At 67.1% G+C, this 14,061-nt stretch carries 20 protein-coding genes; 12 read left to right on the top strand and 8 right to left on the bottom strand.

All coding sequences use genetic code 11. The annotated features are described in order from the left end of the window. The 7 genes from IV088_RS15055 to IV088_RS15025 form a co-directional block, all read left to right on the top strand. On the top strand, positions 1 to 240 hold a 240-nt coding region (locus tag IV088_RS15055; RefSeq protein ID WP_291103570.1), incomplete at its 5' end, for a DUF3362 domain-containing protein. Positions 241 to 417: 177 nt separating this feature from the next. After that, positions 418 to 624 (top strand): hypothetical protein, encoded by a 207-nt coding sequence (locus tag IV088_RS15050; protein WP_291103567.1) that lies wholly within the window; start codon positions 418 to 420, stop codon positions 622 to 624. Positions 625 to 693: 69 nt separating this feature from the next. After that, entirely contained in the window at positions 694 to 927 is a 234-nt protein-coding gene (locus IV088_RS15045) for a RebB family R body protein (protein ID WP_291103564.1), read from the top strand. Between the two features lie 5 nt (positions 928 to 932). Beyond that, positions 933 to 1,175 (top strand): RebB family R body protein, encoded by a 243-nt coding sequence (locus tag IV088_RS15040; protein ID WP_291103560.1) that lies wholly within the window; start codon positions 933 to 935, stop codon positions 1,173 to 1,175. Positions 1,176 to 1,189: 14 nt separating this feature from the next. After that, positions 1,190 to 1,618, top strand: coding sequence for a RebB family R body protein (locus IV088_RS15035; protein WP_291103557.1), 429 nt, complete (start codon positions 1,190 to 1,192; stop codon positions 1,616 to 1,618). Between the two features lie 113 nt (positions 1,619 to 1,731). Continuing rightward, positions 1,732 to 2,685, top strand: a complete 954-nt coding sequence (locus IV088_RS15030) for a TraB/GumN family protein (RefSeq protein ID WP_291103554.1) — start codon at positions 1,732 to 1,734, stop codon at positions 2,683 to 2,685. Between the two features lie 135 nt (positions 2,686 to 2,820). Continuing rightward, complete coding sequence (locus IV088_RS15025) at positions 2,821 to 3,330, top strand: bacteriohemerythrin (RefSeq protein WP_291103551.1); 510 nt, start codon at positions 2,821 to 2,823, stop codon at positions 3,328 to 3,330. Between the two features lie 30 nt (positions 3,331 to 3,360). On the opposite strand, the gene IV088_RS15020 is transcribed toward IV088_RS15025, so the two are convergent. Next, positions 3,361 to 4,035 carry a cold shock and DUF1294 domain-containing protein gene (locus IV088_RS15020; RefSeq protein WP_291103548.1) on the bottom strand — a complete coding sequence of 225 codons (675 nt, stop codon included), beginning with the start codon at positions 4,033 to 4,035 and terminating at the stop codon, positions 3,361 to 3,363. A gap of 88 nt (positions 4,036 to 4,123) precedes the next feature. On the opposite strand from IV088_RS15020, the gene IV088_RS15015 reads away from it, so the two are divergent. The 3 genes from IV088_RS15015 to IV088_RS15005 are packed head-to-tail and all read left to right on the top strand — an operon-like array spanning position 4,124 to position 6,177. Then, positions 4,124 to 4,465, top strand: a complete 342-nt coding sequence (locus tag IV088_RS15015; protein WP_291103545.1) for a hypothetical protein — start codon at positions 4,124 to 4,126, stop codon at positions 4,463 to 4,465. A 22-nt stretch (positions 4,466 to 4,487) separates the two neighbouring features. Then, positions 4,488 to 5,102: an AAA family ATPase gene (locus IV088_RS15010; protein ID WP_291103542.1), complete on the top strand. Its 615-nt coding sequence runs from the start codon at positions 4,488 to 4,490 to the stop codon at positions 5,100 to 5,102. A gap of 4 nt (positions 5,103 to 5,106) precedes the next feature. Next, positions 5,107 to 6,177 carry an AI-2E family transporter gene (locus IV088_RS15005; protein WP_291103539.1) on the top strand — a complete coding sequence of 357 codons (1,071 nt, stop codon included), beginning with the start codon at positions 5,107 to 5,109 and terminating at the stop codon, positions 6,175 to 6,177. Between the two features lie 6 nt (positions 6,178 to 6,183). On the opposite strand, the gene IV088_RS15000 is transcribed toward IV088_RS15005, so the two are convergent. Next, the gene (locus tag IV088_RS15000) at positions 6,184 to 6,645 is read right to left on the bottom strand and encodes an Lrp/AsnC family transcriptional regulator (protein WP_291103573.1); all 462 of its coding nucleotides are present in this window, start codon (positions 6,643 to 6,645) and stop codon (positions 6,184 to 6,186) included. Between the two features lie 125 nt (positions 6,646 to 6,770). Here IV088_RS15000 and IV088_RS14995 point away from each other — a divergent pair, with 125 nt between their 5' ends. Next, the gene (locus IV088_RS14995) at positions 6,771 to 7,463 is read left to right on the top strand and encodes an aspartate/glutamate racemase family protein (protein ID WP_291103537.1); all 693 of its coding nucleotides are present in this window, start codon (positions 6,771 to 6,773) and stop codon (positions 7,461 to 7,463) included. 8 nt (positions 7,464 to 7,471) lie between these two features. Here IV088_RS14995 and IV088_RS14990 read toward each other — a convergent pair whose 3' ends face one another. Beyond that, positions 7,472 to 8,389, bottom strand: coding sequence for a CoA transferase (locus IV088_RS14990; RefSeq protein ID WP_291103534.1), 918 nt, complete (start codon positions 8,387 to 8,389; stop codon positions 7,472 to 7,474). Positions 8,390 to 8,563: 174 nt separating this feature from the next. Continuing rightward, a complete protein-coding gene (gene pobA, locus IV088_RS14985; RefSeq protein ID WP_291103531.1) occupies positions 8,564 to 9,748 on the bottom strand; it encodes a 4-hydroxybenzoate 3-monooxygenase in 1,185 nt (394 codons plus the stop codon). 142 nt (positions 9,749 to 9,890) lie between these two features. Here pobA and IV088_RS14980 point away from each other — a divergent pair, with 142 nt between their 5' ends. Next, on the top strand, positions 9,891 to 10,673 hold the full coding sequence (locus IV088_RS14980; RefSeq protein WP_291103527.1) for an IclR family transcriptional regulator C-terminal domain-containing protein: 783 nt from the start codon (positions 9,891 to 9,893) through the stop codon (positions 10,671 to 10,673). Positions 10,674 to 10,676: 3 nt separating this feature from the next. Here IV088_RS14980 and IV088_RS14975 read toward each other — a convergent pair whose 3' ends face one another. The 4 genes from IV088_RS14975 to IV088_RS14960 are packed head-to-tail and all read right to left on the bottom strand — an operon-like array spanning position 10,677 to position 14,038. After that, positions 10,677 to 11,390 carry an ABC transporter ATP-binding protein gene (locus tag IV088_RS14975; RefSeq protein WP_291103524.1) on the bottom strand — a complete coding sequence of 238 codons (714 nt, stop codon included), beginning with the start codon at positions 11,388 to 11,390 and terminating at the stop codon, positions 10,677 to 10,679. A 1-nt stretch (position 11,391) separates the two neighbouring features. Beyond that, positions 11,392 to 12,171, bottom strand: a complete 780-nt coding sequence (locus tag IV088_RS14970; protein ID WP_291103521.1) for an ABC transporter ATP-binding protein — start codon at positions 12,169 to 12,171, stop codon at positions 11,392 to 11,394. Next, positions 12,168 to 13,178: a branched-chain amino acid ABC transporter permease gene (locus IV088_RS14965; protein WP_291103517.1), complete on the bottom strand. Its 1,011-nt coding sequence runs from the start codon at positions 13,176 to 13,178 to the stop codon at positions 12,168 to 12,170. The genes IV088_RS14970 and IV088_RS14965 overlap by 4 nt, the downstream gene beginning before the upstream one ends. Then, the gene (locus IV088_RS14960) at positions 13,175 to 14,038 is read right to left on the bottom strand and encodes a branched-chain amino acid ABC transporter permease (RefSeq protein WP_291103514.1); all 864 of its coding nucleotides are present in this window, start codon (positions 14,036 to 14,038) and stop codon (positions 13,175 to 13,177) included. Before IV088_RS14960 ends, IV088_RS14965 begins: the two co-directional genes overlap by 4 nt. Positions 14,039 to 14,061 lie beyond the last annotated feature (23 nt).

Here is a 14,061-nt window from a genome sequence, read left to right as displayed (position 1 = left end):
GCGCTCAAGGCCATGGGCCGGGCCGACCTGATCGGCAACGGCAAGCACCACCTGATCCCGACGTTTCAGCCGATGACGGACGGTGGGTATCAGAGCGCGCGGAAGAAGAATTCGACGCCGGGCGGGGCGGGGAAGGGCGTCGCTTCAAGCCCTGCAGGCAAGGCGCCGGTCAAGGGGCGCATCTTGACGCAGCACACCGGGTTGCCGCCGCGAGCGGGAGTCAAAGGCCGGGGGAAGTAAGGCGCGTCGCCATGGCGTTTGCCGAACTCAATCTCCCCCGGACGTGGCTTGCTGCCTCGATTCTGGTGTAGGGCGATCCGACTCCCCTGCCGGTCGGGGTGATAGGGGTGATGGGACTGTGGCAACTTTGCGGTCAATTCAGAAAGATGTCACAAAAAATATGGCATTCTTCGCCGCATGACTGAAAACACTGCACCTTCTGTTGACACGTTGTTGTCCACTCCTGCGCCCACATCCACCGCTTCCAGCCCTGAGCCGACTGCGGATGTCGGCGATGTGCAGCCGGGCGCTGGTCAGGCGGCCATCGACGCCGCCATGCAGGCGGCAGAGGCGGCGGTGTCCGGTGCGGTGCAGGGCATGGCAACGAGCCGCTCGCCGTCTTGAGGCCCATCCGTTTTCGTCATCCGAGCCCGATTTCCCCCTTGCTCCCTTAACTTTTGAACGGACAACACCATGGCCTTTCCCACCGCAGTCAACAGCCAGATCACCGATGCCGTCACCCAGGCGAACGTCAAGGTATTGGGCGATGCCCCCGCCATGGCCATGGGCAACCTGTTCCAGGCCACGGCGCAGTCACTGGCCCTGGCAGCGCAAAACGCCACGGCTGCCCAGCAGCAAGCCAGCGTGCTGGCGCAGGCCGTCACCACCCGTTGCGTGCAAGTCCTGTTGGGCGGCGACAAGAGCTGATTGCCATGGCCTTCCCCACCTCGGTCAATGACCAGATCACCGATGCCGTCTCCCAATCCAACGTCCAGGTTCTGGGCGACGCATCCGCACAAGCCGCTGGTGTGCTGGCCCAGTCCATGGCGCAAGCCATCGGCCAGGCAGCGATCAACGCCACCGCGCAGCAGCAAAACACCGCCACCCTGGCCCAAGCCGTCACCGCCCGTGCCACTGCGGTGCTGTTGGGCGGACAGGCCAGCAAACCGCAATGAGCGAGCCCGCCTCCATGACTGACGCGGTCGGCAGCGTCAATGACCAGGTCACCGACAGCGTGGCCCAGTTGCAGCACAGCCTGGATGGGCTCACCCAGCCCTTTGCGGCCGCCGCCGTTTACCAGGCGGTAGCCCACACGCTGGGGCTGGCGCTGCAAAATGCCGTCGCCCGCCAGCAGCACAGCCACATCCTGCGCACAGCCCTGACCACGGCGGCAGCCACGGCCATCCTGGACGGTCGTGTCGACCAGGCGCAAGCGGTGCTGAATCTGGCCGAGTCCAGCCTGGCCAACCCCAGCTTTGAAACCGAAGTCGCCCAGTTGCAGGCCGCCCTGGCTGGTTTGCGTGCTGAGCTGGATAAAACGCTGGCATCGGCTGGTGCCGCTACCGCTGCGGCAAGCGCTTTTCCCGCTTCCAACCCGGCCGAAGCCGCTGCGGGCTGACGCGGCTTGCAACGGTCGCCTGATTGGGGCTAGTGCCAATCCGCCGAGGCGGTGAGCGGCCCGCCGTTGCGCGGGTTCGCATGCTGACTTGTTTGAAGGGTGGTTCGTTCACCATGCTGATCCGCCGATTCGCCTCGCTTGTGCTGGCCTGTGGCTTCATGTCTGGTGCCGCTGCCGCGCTGGCTGCTCCGTCAGCGGAAGGCGCTTGCCCACCCCAACCCTCACCCCCCAGCCGCGAGCTGATGCAGAAAGCCCAGCAGCAGGCGGTCGACCGGGGCTTCCTCTGGCGCATCAGCCGCGACGGGCGTGATTCCTTCCTCTACGGCACCCTCCACGCCGGGCGTCCGGAGTGGTTTGCGCTGGGGCCTCGCACCGAGGCCTCTTTGTCTCGTGCCGGCACGCTGGCGCTGGAGATCGACGTCACCGACCCGGCCGTCCAGGCGGCTTTGCAGGGCGCGATGCAGGGGCCGCCGCGCGCGCTGCCGGCCGAGCTGATGCGGTCGCTGCGCGCGGCCTGGGCGACCGAGTGCCTGCCGGCGGACACCCTGGATCGCGGCGCGGCGGAGTTCCACGTCATGCAGCTGGGCGTGGCGCAGGCGCAGCGCCAGGGGTTGTTTCCACTCTATGGGGCCGAGTCGGTGTTGCTGGTGCGCAGCCTGGGCCGTCAGCGCCCGGTGGTGGGGCTGGAGTCGGTGCAGACGCAGCTCTCGGCGCTGCTGGCCCGCGACGACGAAGAGGCCGCCACCATGGTCCGTGAAGCACTGGCCGAGCTGCAGCGCCCGCAGGCCGTGCACACCCTGGAGCGCCTGACGCGGGCGTGGGTGACGGGCGACCTGAAGGACCTGGAGGCCCATGCCGAGTGGTGCGACTGCGTGAACACCCCAACCGAGCGAGAGTCCTACGCGCGCCTGGTGGACGGGCGCAACCCCGGCATGGTGAATGCCATCGAGCGGCTGCACGCCAGTGCCAGCGTGTTCGCGGCCGTGGGTGCGCTGCACCTGGTGGGGCCGCGGGGTCTTCCGGCACTCCTGGCCGCCAGAGGGTTCAAGGTCAGCCGCGTGTTCTGACCCCGGGCGTTCCGATCGGGCTGAAACAGTTGAGATAGGTCATGAAACGGGTGGATTCCGCCACAGCGCTGCGGGTTCTCTCTCACAATCCGTTGCTTTCCGGGCGGCCCCTGCCACCTGACAGGAACACTTTTCATGGCGCATCTGAACTGGACGCCCGATCTCGAAACGGGCATCCGCGAAATCGACGGACAACACCAACGCATCGTCGACTACATCAACCAGCTCTATGACGCACGCGACCACCACGACCGTGAGGCCGTGGGCGCGGTGATCGACGAGATGGTTGACTACACGCTCTCGCACTTTGCGTTCGAGGAGTCGCTGATGACGGACGCCGGCTACATGTTTGCCGGTCCGCACAAGAAGATCCACGAGCTGTTCACCCGCAAGGTGGGTGAATACCACATGCGTTTCGAGGCGGGAGAAGACGTGGCGTCCGAGCTGCACGCCATGCTCTCGCGCTGGCTGTTCAACCACATCCGTAACGACGACCGCAGCTACACCGACGCGGTCAAGGTCTATCTGAAGAACGTCAGCCACGGCGAGTCCGACATGAAGGCGCAGATCAAGGAAGAGCTGATCCGCGAGCTGCACCTGCAGAAGAAGAGGGGCTTCTTCGCGCGGCTGTTCGGCAGCGTCTAGCAAGCCCCGCCGCCCGATGGGGGCGCTCCTTCAGTGCGGCAAGGGCATCCAGGGCAGCAGCACCCAGGTGCCCAGGGCGGTCACGTTCAGGATCGCCGTCATCCAGTACACCTGCCGGAAGGCCTGTTTGGCCGACTTGTGGCGCAGGATCTGGTGCGCGAACCACGCGCCGGGCCAGCCCCCCATCAGCCCCAAGCTGTGCAGGGTGTTTTCCGGCGTGCGCCAGCCGGCTTGTGTCGCGGCGAATTTGTCCTGCCAATACACATAGAAGGTGACACCGTTGAAGATGAGCGCGGCAGGCAGCAACAGCCAGCTCAGGCGGTTCAGCATCACGCCCGCGATCAGCAGGCCAGCCCAGACGAGCATCAGCGCGAGCGCGGGCCCCGCCGATGCCGGCTGACGGTGCGGCGACACGCGGCGGGATGTCGATGGACGCTGCGACGGTCGGGCTCTCTGCGCCGCCGTGCGAGGGGGCTTGTGCGGCGGGGCGGCCGTTCGGTCGGCGTCCGGACGCACATCCATGGCCCTTGGGCCCTTGCCACCGACATGGATTTCCTCAAAGTTGACCCGCTGGTTCAGGGTGGGGGCGGCGCTGCCGCGCCAGTCGCGGATGTGGAAGAACAGCTGCGCGCTGGATGATGGGCTGTGAATGAAGCCGAATCCTTTGGCGTCGTCCCAACGCACCACGGCACCTTGTTTTTTCATGGGGGCATTCCTCCTGGGTCGCCGGGGATTGTCCGTGATTGCCGAATGGGTCAAATTGGCGCAAAATGCGCCAAACAGGAGTTTCGCCATGTCCAACGCCGTCAGCCCGTTTTCGTCCGTGAAACTGCCCGCCGCCCTGGTGCAGCAGGCGCGCGAGGCGGCCCAGCCGCAGCGCCGCTCGGTGGCCGGCCAGATCGAATACTGGGCCACGCTGGGCCGCATCGCCGATGAAACCGGCCTCACGGTGCAGGAGGCGCGCGAGGCGATCGCCCGCTACGACGCGCGCCAGCGCGGCGGGCCCCTGGACGAATCGCTGGACGCCATTGAATCGCGGTTCGTGGAGGCCGAAACCACCGGCCGGCTGGCGCAGGCGGTGCGAAGCTCCGTGAGCGCCAACCGCCAGAAGGCCTCGCTGCAGCGCGCCGCCTGACGCCGCCCAAGACCACCCTGGTTTGGCTTCCCCGGTTTTTTACCTGCTGGCCGGCCCCAATGGCGCGGGCAAGTCCACGCTGTACCTCAGCGCGGCGGCCGAGCGACTGATCCCGACCGAGGCCGAGTTCGTCAACGCCGACCTGCACGAGGCGGCACACCTGCAGCACGTGGCCGATCCCGCCGAGCGCTCGCGCCAGGCGCGCCAGTGGTCCGACGCGCGGCGGGCGCAGTGCCTCGCCGAAGGCCGGTCTTTCGCCAGCGAGACCGTGTTTTCCCACACTTCCAAGCTCGATCTCATGAGCGCCGCCCAGCGCGTGGGGTTTGCCGTGGTGCTGCTGGTGGTGTGCGTGGACGACCCGCAGCAGCTGCTCGGCCGCGTGAGCCAGCGCGTGGAGGAGGGCGGCCACCCGGTGCCTCCCGAACGCGTGCTCGCGCGTTACCCGCGCACCGTGCGCCACCTGAGCGTGGCGGTGCGGCGGGCCGATCTGGCGCTGCTCTACGACACGTCGTTGCCGCCCGACCAGGCGTTCCAGCCGCCGCGGCTGGTGGCGCGGCTGCGCGGCGGCGAGCTGGTGTGGCAGGCCGATGCGCTGCCCGGCTGGGCCCGGCGCGTGCTGCACCCCATGTCAGAATGAAACGATGCCCCCTGTCCTGCGTGCTCCCCTCATCACCCGCGGCCTGTTGCTGCTCATCCTCGCCGCCGGTGTCTATTTTTTCCACGGCTTTCTGGTCCCGGCGCTCGCCGCACTGATCATCGGTTTCGCCACCTGGCCGCTGTACCGCCGCCTGGTGGGCCGCTGCGGCGGCAACACCACGCTGGCGGCCAGCCTCGCGATGCTGGTGGTGCTGGTGGTGCTCGTGGTGCCGCTGTCGGTGGCGATGCACTACGCCATCCGTGAAGCCAGCGAATTCGTGCGCTGGGCCGTCGAGGCCAACCGCAGCGGTGCACCGGTGCCGGCCTGGATCGAGGCGCTGCCCTTCATCGGCCCGCAACTGGCGGCTTACTGGCGCGAACACCTGAGCGAGCCGCAGGCGCTGGGTGAGTGGATGCAACTGCTCTCGGGGCAGCACATCGGGAACATTTCGCGCACCGTGTTCAAGGCGGCGGGCGACCTGTTCAGGCTGTTCCTGCTGGTGCTGTTCATGCTGATCACGCTGTTTTTTGTCTACAAGGACGGCGTGCGCATCGCGGGTCAGGTGGACCGGGTGGGCGAGCACCTGCTGCCCGCGCGCTGGCAGCGTTTCTCGCGCGTGGTGCCGGCCACGGTGAGCGCCACCGTCACCGGCATGGGGCTGATCGCCATCGGCGAGGGCCTGGTGCTGGGCGTGGCCTACTGGATTGCGGGGGTGCCCTCGCCGGTGTTGCTGGGCGTTCTCACCGGCTTCATGGCCATGGTCCCCGGCGGCGCGCCGCTGTCGTTCACGCTGGTGTCGCTCTATCTGGTGGGTTCCGGCAACGCGGTGGCCGGGCTGGCGCTGTTCGCCTGGGGATCGGTCGAGCTCTTCATCGTGGACAAGACGCTGCGTCCGCGGCTGGTGGGCGGGCCGGTGAAGCTGCCGTTCCTGCCCACGTTCTTCGGGCTGGTGGGCGGCGTCACCACCATGGGCATGGTGGGCCTGTTCGTCGGCCCGGTGCTGATGGCACTGCTGGTGGCGATCTGGCGCGAGTGGGTGCACGGCCTGGAGGGGCCGCCCGCGCCCCGGTCTTGACGGTGCTCAGTCCGCGTAGTCCAGCGGCAGGGCGGTGGTGAACTTCAGTTCCTCCATCGCGAAACTGCTGCTCACGTCCGAGAGATCGACGGAGCGGATCAGCCGCTTGTAGACCACGTCGTAGGCCGCGATGTCGGGCACCACGACGCGCAGCAGGTAGTCCACGTCGCCGCTCATCCGGTAGAACTCGACGATCTCGGGGATGTCGCGCACGGCGTCGCGAAAGCCCTCGAACCAGGCCTGGCTGTGCTGGTTGGTGCGGACCGCCACGAACACCGTGACGCCCAGGTTGATCTTCAGCGGGTCGACCAGCGCCACGTGGCGTGTGATGAAACCGTGCTCGCGCAGCCGCTGGATGCGCCGCCAGCAAGGGGTGGACGAGAGGTTCACCGCCTGCGCCAGGTCGGCCAGCGGGGTTTCGGCATCGCGTTGCAGGATCGCAAGAATCTGCCGATCAATCGCATCCAGTTTCTTTTTCATGTGATTTTATAGAAATGGTTTCTCCATTAGGCCATTTCCTGAGCCGAAAAGGCAAGCCGGTTCTGCGCCCGGCCCCGCACACTCCCTGCATTCGCAACTTGCTTGGAGCACACATGAAAACCATTGGCCTGATCGGCGGCATGAGCTGGGAATCGACCACCCTCTATTACCAGCTGATCAACCGCGAGGTGGCCCGGCGCCTGGGCGGCCTGAGCAGCGCGCGCCTGAACCTGGTGAGCCTGGACTTTCAGGACATCGCGCAACGCCAGCGCGCGGGCGACTGGGCGGGCATGTCCGCCATCCTGCGCCAGGCGGCGCGGCACCTGAAGGACACGGGCGCACAGTGCCTGCTGATCGGCACCAACACCATGCACAAGCTCGCGCCCGAGGTGCAGGCCGAGAGCGACATTCCGCTGATCCACATCGCCGACGTGACGGCCGACGCCATCCTCGCCCAGGGGCTGGACACCGTGGGCCTGATGGGCACGCGCTTCACGATGGAGGAGGCGTTTTACGTGCAGCGGCTGCGCGAGCGTGGCATCCGCTGCGTGCTGCCCGACGAGGCGCAACGCATCGAGATCCACCGCATCATCTTCGAGGAGCTGTGCCAGGGCGTGATCAGCGACAGCTCGCGCCGCTGGTTCAGCGACTGCATCGTTGACCTGCAAGCGCGCGGCGCGCAAGGGGTGGTGCTGGGCTGCACCGAGTTGCCGCTGATCGTGCGCCCGCAAGACAGCTGCCTGCCGACTTTTGACACCACCGCGCTGCACGCGATGGCCGCGGTGGACTTCGCGCTGGCCGCCTGAAGGAGCGCTCAGCCCGCGAGCGTGTGCAGCGGAATGTCTTGGGCCGCAGCCAGCTTGTCGAGTTGCTGGCGCGTCTGCCCGGCCATGAAGGCGGCAATGGCCTGGTGTGTGTCGGGCTTGAACAGCGTGGCCATGCCGCTCATGGCGATGCCGGCTGCCGCGCACAGCGCGGCGGCGAAGTGCGGCTCCAGCGCGGCCACCGCCACACGCCCGTTCTTGCAGGGGTAGACGCGGTAGCCCGCGTGCGCGCCGCCCACGGCGCCCTGGGGTTGCGTCAGGCCCCAGTGGCGGGGCAGGGCGAGCCAGGCGGCGGCGTCGCTCAGCGCCACCTCCTGAAAGCTGCCTTTGCCGCTGGTTTTCTGCGCGAGCACGGCCTTGAGCGCGGCCTCGCTCGCCATGAGCGCGCCGCCCATGTCGGCGAACAGCGTGGGCGGGAGGTCGAGGCCGGTCACGAGGCCGGCGTCAGCGAGGTAGGTCAGGTCGTGGCCCGGCTCTTCGGCACGCGCACCCGGCGCACCCACGATGGCCACCACCGAGAGCGCCGGGTAGGCCTTGTGCAACGCCTTCCAGCCCAGGCCGAGCTTGGCCAGCGCCGAAGGGCGGAAGGAGGTGAGCAGCAGGTCGGTGCGCACCAGCTCGGTGTGCAACCGTGTCTGGCCTTTCTCGGCCTTCAGGTCGATGGTGATGCGCTGGATGCCGTCGTGCAGCGTGGCGTAGGCCGTCGGGTTGTACTGGCCCATCGGGTCGCCACTGGTGCCGGCGGGCAGGCCCTTCGGCGCAGGCGGTTCGGCCTTGAGGCAAGTTGCCCCCATGGCCTTGAGGCGCATGAGCGCGGCCGGGCCGGGCAGGTTGAGCGCCAGACTGAGCACTCGCACGCCACGCAGCGGCTTGAGGGGTTTGATCGGGGTGGGGGTGATGGGTGACATGGCGGTACCGGTTGACGTTCACGTCAATGTACCGTCATGAGCGCAAGGCCTGAAGCGCGAGCGCGACAACGCTGTCGGAGAAAACCCCAGTGCCAGCGCGGAACCGGCTTCGCCGGGCCGCTGCTGGCGCCCCCTTGAGGGGGTGACGCCGCAGGCGGCGCGGGGGTGGGTCATCTACTCGCCGAAGTTCAGCGGGAGGCCCACGTAGTTCTCGGCAATGGTTTTCAGGCCCGATTCGGAGTGCATCAGGTAGTCCAGCTCGGCATGCTGCAGCTTGCCGTTGATGGCGCCTTCGTCGGGGAAGTTGTGCATGATGGACGTGAACCACCAGCTGAAGCGCTCGGCGCGCCAGATGCGCTTCAGGCAGCGCTCGGAGTAACCGTCGATGCCGGCCTCGCTCTTCTCGCTGTAGAACTCGACCAGCGCGTTGCTCAGGTACTTCACGTCGGTGGCGGCCAGGTTCAGGCCCTTGGCGCCGGTGGGCGGCACGATGTGGCCTGCGTCACCGGCCAGGAACATGCGGCCGAAGCGCAGCGGCTCGGTCACGAAGCTGCGCAGCGGTGCGATGCTTTTTTCCAGGCTGGGGCCGGTGACGAGTTTTTCGGCCGCTTCCGGGTCCAGGCGCAGCTTGAGCTCGGCCCAGAACGCGTCGTCGCTCCACTGTTCGATCTTGTCGGTCAGCGGCACCTGCAGGTAGTAGCGGCTGCGGGTTTCGCTGCGCTGCGAGCACAGCGCGAAGCCGCGCGGGTGGTTCACGTAGATCAGTTCGTGGTGCACCGGCGGCGTGTCCGACAGCAGGCCGAGCCAGCCGAACGGGTAGACCTTCTCGAACTCCTTGATCGCCGAGCGCGGCGCGCTGGCGCGGCACACGCCGTGAAAGCCGTCGCAGCCCGCGATGAAATCGCAATCGATGGTGTGGCTCTGCCCGTCTTTCTCGTAGGTCACACGCGGGGTCTGGGTGTCGAAGTCGTGCACCTGCACGTTGGCGGCCTGGTACACCGTGGGCAGACCGGCGGCGGCGCGGGCGTCCATCAGATCGCGCGTCACTTCGGTCTGGCCATAGACCATCACCTTCTTGCCGCCGGTGAGCTTCTCCAGATCGATGCGATGGCGCACGCCATCGAACAGCATGTCGAAGCCGCTGTGCACCAAGCCCTCGGCGTGCATGCGCTGGCCCACGCCCACTTCGTCCAGCAGTTCGGTCGCCACCTGCTCCAGCACGCCCGCGCGGATGCGGCCGAGCACGTAGTCCGGGCTCTGCCGCTCGACGATGATGGCGTCGATGCCGGCCTTGTGCAGCAACTGGCCGAGCAGCAGGCCGGAGGGGCCGGCGCCGATGATGGCAACCTGGGTACGCATGGGAATGTCTCCTGTGTTGGGGGGTGAAGAGACTGTAGGCAGATGGGGTCAGGTGTTCAAGAGAACAGCACCGTCATCGCGCGATGATTGGCGGTGTTGCGCGATGATCGCGCAGCAATGGGTTTCGGGCGACAATGCCGCGATGAACCCCCACGACCGCAGCATCGCCAAAGCCGACCTGATCGAAGGCATGGCCAAGGGCATGGCCGTGCTGGAGAGCTTCGACACCGAGCGCCAGCGCCTCAATGCCACCCAGGCGGCCGAGCGCGCCGGCCTGACCCGCGCCGCCGCCCGGCGCCACCTGCTCACACTGGCCTACCTCGGATACCTTGACACCGACGGCACGCATTACTGGCTCTCGGCCAAGGTGCTGCGCTTCTCCGGCAGCTACCTGGCTTCGGCCCGCTTGCCGCGCCTGCTGCAGCCCACGCTCAACCGGCTGGCGGCGCAGACACGCGAATCGTTTTCGGCTGTGGTGCTCGACGGTGACGAGGTCGTGATCGTGGCGCGCAGCGCTTCGGTGGGCGGGCAGCGGCTCATGGCCTACGGCCTGCACCTCGGCGCGCGCTTGCCGGTGCACGCCACCTCCACCGGGCGCGTGCTGCTGGCGGCCTTGCCTCGCGCCGAATTCAGCGCCTGGCTCAAGGGGCGCGAGCTGCCCCGGCTCACGCCCAGGACCACCGTGGACCCCAAGGCCTTTCGCGCCGTGGTGGCGCAGGTGCGGACGGACGATTTTGCCGTGGCCAGCGAAGAGCACGAGCTGGGTGTGCACGCGCTGGCCGTGCCGCTGCGCAACATGAAAGGCCAGACCGTGGCGGCGCTCAATGTGGTGGCCTCGCCCGAGCGGCTGGCGCCGGCGGTGATGCACAAGGACCTGCTCCCGCTGCTGCTGGATGCGGCGCGGGAGCTGCGCCCCTTGCTGTGAGGGTCAGACGCCCAGGTACTGCTCCAGCAGTTCGGGCTTCGACAGCAGCTCGTCCGACGAACCTTCGAACACCACCTCGCCTTTGACGAGGATGACGTTGCGGTCGGTGATCTGCGTGACCTGCTTCCAGGCCTTGTCCACGATGATGCTGCTGATACCGCTTTCCCGGATCAGGCCGCAGATGCGCCAGATCTCGCGCGCGATCAGCGGCGCCAGGCCTTCGGTGGCCTCGTCGAGGATCAGCACGTCGGGGTTGGTCATCAGCGCGCGGCCGATGGTCAGCATCTGCTGCTCGCCACCGCTGAGCTGCTGGCCGCCGTGGCCCAGGCGCTCGGCCAGGCGGGGGAAGGTGTCCAGCACGCGGTCATACGTCCAGTCGCGCTGGCCCCGTGTGCCGGCGCGGGCCGACATCTGCAGGTTTTCCTTCACGCTCAGGTTGCCGAAGATGCCGCGGCCTTCGGGCACGTAGGCGATCCCCATGCGGGCGATCTCGAAGGTGGGCGCGCCGGTCATGGGCTGTCCCTTGATCTGCACCGTGCCGCCGCTGGGCTTGACGATGCCCATGAGCGATTTGAGCAGCGTGGTCTTGCCCATGCCGTTGCGGCCCATGAGACCGATCGTCTGTCCCGGCAAGACGGTGAAGTCAATGCCGCGCAGGATGTGGCTCTGGCCATAGTGGGTGTGGAGGCCGGTGGCCTGGATCAGGGGCGCTGTCATCTCAATGTTCCTCGCCCAGGTAAGCCGCTTGCACGACCGGATCGTTGCGCACCTCGGTCGGCGTGCCGCTGGCGATCACCTGCCCGTTGACCATCACGGTGAGCTGGTCGGCGAGCGCGAAGACGGCGTCCATGTCGTGTTCGACCAGCATCATCGCGTGGTCCTTCTTGAGTTTGAGCAGCAACTCGATCATGCCTTCGGCCTCGGCCTGGCCCATGCCGGCGAGCGGTTCGTCCAGCAGCAGCACGGTGGGCTCGGTGGCCAGCGTCATGGCGATTTCGAGCTGGCGCTGTTCGCCGTGGCTGACGGTGGCGGCCACGGTCTGTGTGCGGTGCGTGAGGCCGGCGAGTTCGATGGCGCGTTCGCAGCGCTGATTCACCGTCTTCATCGACGAGGCCGACTGCAGCCAGCGCAGCGGGTTCCAGGGCGCGTGCCGCTCGCGCGATTGCGAGGCCAGGCGAACGTTGTCCCACACGGTGAAGGGCAGGAAGATGTTGGTCTTCTGGTAGCTGCGGCCCAGGCCCAGGCGCGAGATGGATTCGGGCGAGTGCCCGGCGGTTTCCACACCGCTCAGTGTGATGCTGCCGCAGGTGGGCGGCAGGTCGCCCGAGAGCAGGTTGGTCAGCGTGGACTTGCCCGCGCCGTTGGGGCCGATGACGGCGTGCAGCCGGTCGCGGTAGAGGTGCACCGACACCTCGTTGACGGCCGCGAGGCCGCCGAAGCGCTTGGTGAGCTTGTTGGCGGTGAGCAAAGCCACCTCGGAGGGGCGCACATCGCTCATGACTGGCTCCCCTTGCGGCCCATGAACTTCTCGGCCAGTCCCAGCAGGCCACGCGGCGCGACGATCACCACCAGCACGATGAAACTGCCCATCCACAGCTGCCAGTGCTTGCCGGTTTCAAAGTCGCCGATGGCAGGCAGGTCTTTGAAAAAGTGCATCACGTACTCAAAGGCAAACGCTCCGACGATGGCCCCGGCGAAGTTGCCCATGCCGCCGAGGATGACCATCATGATCGCGTGCGCGCTCATGTGAAAACCCATCAGCTCGGGGTTCACGAAGCCGGTCTGCGCGGCCCACAGGTAACCCGCCACACCCGCCAGCGTGCCGGCCAGCGTGAACGCGGCGAGCTTGTAGCCGAAGCTGCCGTAGCCCACGGCGCGCATGCGGTGTTCGTTCACGCGGATGCCGGCCAGCACGCGCCCGAACGGCGAGAACAGCACGCGACGCAGGAAGAGGTAGACGCCGATCAGCATGGCCAGCGTGAAGTAGAAGAAGTGGGCCTTGTTCTCCAGGTCGATGCCCAGCGCGGTGGCGTCGGGCCGGAAGTTCACGTAGATGCCGTCGGACCCGCCCAACGCCTTGTTGTCGAAGAACAGGAAGAACACCATCTGGGCAAACGCCATGGTGACCATGATGAAGTAGATGCCGTGCGTGCGCACCACAAAGAAACCGATCACCAGCGCAGCCAGACCAGCGCCCGCCGCGGCGAGCGGCAGGCTCCACCAGAGGGCGATGGGCGCGTCCTGTGGGGTGATGAAGGCCAGCGCGTAGCCGGCCAGGCCGAAGTAGGCCGCGTGGCCGAGCGAGACCAGGCCGGTCACGCCCTGCAGCAGGTCGAGGCTCATCGCGAAGATGGCGAGGATCATCATTTGCGTGAGCATCTGCAGGTAGAAGTCGCGGCTCTCCAGCGGCATCAACGGGAACGCGGCCAGGGCCACAGCGCCGATGGCCAGCATCAGCTGCATGGACTTGGGCAGTTTTTCGAGTTGGGCTTTTGCGGTGCTCATTGTTTGAACAGCCCTTCGGGCTTGTAGAGGAGCACGAGGGCCATCAGCATGTAAACCGCCATGCCGGCGACCTGCGGCACCAGCACCTTGCCGAAGGTGTCCACCAGGCCCACCAGCATGGCCGCCACCATGGCGCCGCGCACCGAGCCGATGCCGCCGATGACGACCACCACGAAACACATGATCAGCACCGAGCTGCCCATGCCGGGGTACACGCTGGAGATCGGCGAGGCGATCATGCCGGCGATGGCGGCGAGCGCCACGCCCAGCGCAAACACCACGCCGTGGATGAGGCGGATGTTGATGCCGAGCGACTCGGTCATTTCGCGGTTGAAGGCACCGGCGCGGATCTTCATGCCCAGGCGGGTCTTGGAAATGAGCAGGTACAGGCCGAGTGCGAGCGCGATGCACACGCCCGACATCACCAGCCGGTAGACCGGGTAGGAGAGGTTCTCGGTCAGCGGGATCGACCAGTTCAGCACCTCGGGCACCTGCACCGCGTGCACGTCGTCGCCCCAGAGGATGGAGCGCACCTCTTCAAAGATGTAGATCAGACCGAAGGTGAGCAGCACCTGGTCGAGGTGGTCGCGGTGGTAGAAGTGCCGGAACAGCAACCACTCCAGCAGCCAGCCCAGCGCGACGGCGATCACCGTGCCGACCACGATGGCCAGCACCAGGCTCTCGAACTGCGCGGTCAGGAACCACGCCAGGTAGGCGCCCAGCATGTAGAAACTGCCGTGCGCGAGGTTGACCACGCCCATGATGCCGAAGATCAGCGTCAGGCCGGCGGCCAGCATGAACAGCAGCAGCCCGTATTGCAGGCTGTTGAGCAGTTGGATGAGGAAGTTGGCGAAGTCCATGGCAGACCAAAGGGTCGAGGATG

The sequence above is a fragment of the Hydrogenophaga sp. genome (assembly GCF_018780075.1).
Classification (GTDB): domain Bacteria; phylum Pseudomonadota; class Gammaproteobacteria; order Burkholderiales; family Burkholderiaceae_C; genus Hydrogenophaga.
This window is presented reverse-complemented; position numbering and strand designations above follow the sequence as displayed.

Coding starts and splice junctions, on each gene's coding strand:
- IV088_RS15025 (WP_291103551.1), top strand. CDS start 2,821: ATGGCGCATCTGAACTGGACGCCCGATCTCGAAACGGGCATCCGCGAA.
- IV088_RS15045 (WP_291103564.1), top strand. CDS start 694: ATGGCCTTTCCCACCGCAGTCAACAGCCAGATCACCGATGCCGTCACC.
- IV088_RS14995 (WP_291103537.1), top strand. CDS start 6,771: ATGAAAACCATTGGCCTGATCGGCGGCATGAGCTGGGAATCGACCACC.
- IV088_RS14970 (WP_291103521.1), bottom strand. CDS start 12,171: ATGAGCGATGTGCGCCCCTCCGAGGTGGCTTTGCTCACCGCCAACAAG.
- pobA (WP_291103531.1), bottom strand. CDS start 9,748: ATGCGTACCCAGGTTGCCATCATCGGCGCCGGCCCCTCCGGCCTGCTG.
- IV088_RS15030 (WP_291103554.1), top strand. CDS start 1,732: ATGCTGATCCGCCGATTCGCCTCGCTTGTGCTGGCCTGTGGCTTCATG.
- IV088_RS15050 (WP_291103567.1), top strand. CDS start 418: ATGACTGAAAACACTGCACCTTCTGTTGACACGTTGTTGTCCACTCCT.
- IV088_RS14960 (WP_291103514.1), bottom strand. CDS start 14,038: ATGGACTTCGCCAACTTCCTCATCCAACTGCTCAACAGCCTGCAATAC.
- IV088_RS15040 (WP_291103560.1), top strand. CDS start 933: ATGGCCTTCCCCACCTCGGTCAATGACCAGATCACCGATGCCGTCTCC.
- IV088_RS14975 (WP_291103524.1), bottom strand. CDS start 11,390: ATGACAGCGCCCCTGATCCAGGCCACCGGCCTCCACACCCACTATGGC.
- IV088_RS14990 (WP_291103534.1), bottom strand. CDS start 8,389: ATGTCACCCATCACCCCCACCCCGATCAAACCCCTCAAGCCGCTGCGT.
- IV088_RS14965 (WP_291103517.1), bottom strand. CDS start 13,178: ATGAGCACCGCAAAAGCCCAACTCGAAAAACTGCCCAAGTCCATGCAG.
- IV088_RS15005 (WP_291103539.1), top strand. CDS start 5,107: ATGCCCCCTGTCCTGCGTGCTCCCCTCATCACCCGCGGCCTGTTGCTG.
- IV088_RS15015 (WP_291103545.1), top strand. CDS start 4,124: ATGTCCAACGCCGTCAGCCCGTTTTCGTCCGTGAAACTGCCCGCCGCC.
- IV088_RS15020 (WP_291103548.1), bottom strand. CDS start 4,035: ATGAAAAAACAAGGTGCCGTGGTGCGTTGGGACGACGCCAAAGGATTC.
- IV088_RS15035 (WP_291103557.1), top strand. CDS start 1,190: ATGACTGACGCGGTCGGCAGCGTCAATGACCAGGTCACCGACAGCGTG.
- IV088_RS14980 (WP_291103527.1), top strand. CDS start 9,891: ATGAACCCCCACGACCGCAGCATCGCCAAAGCCGACCTGATCGAAGGC.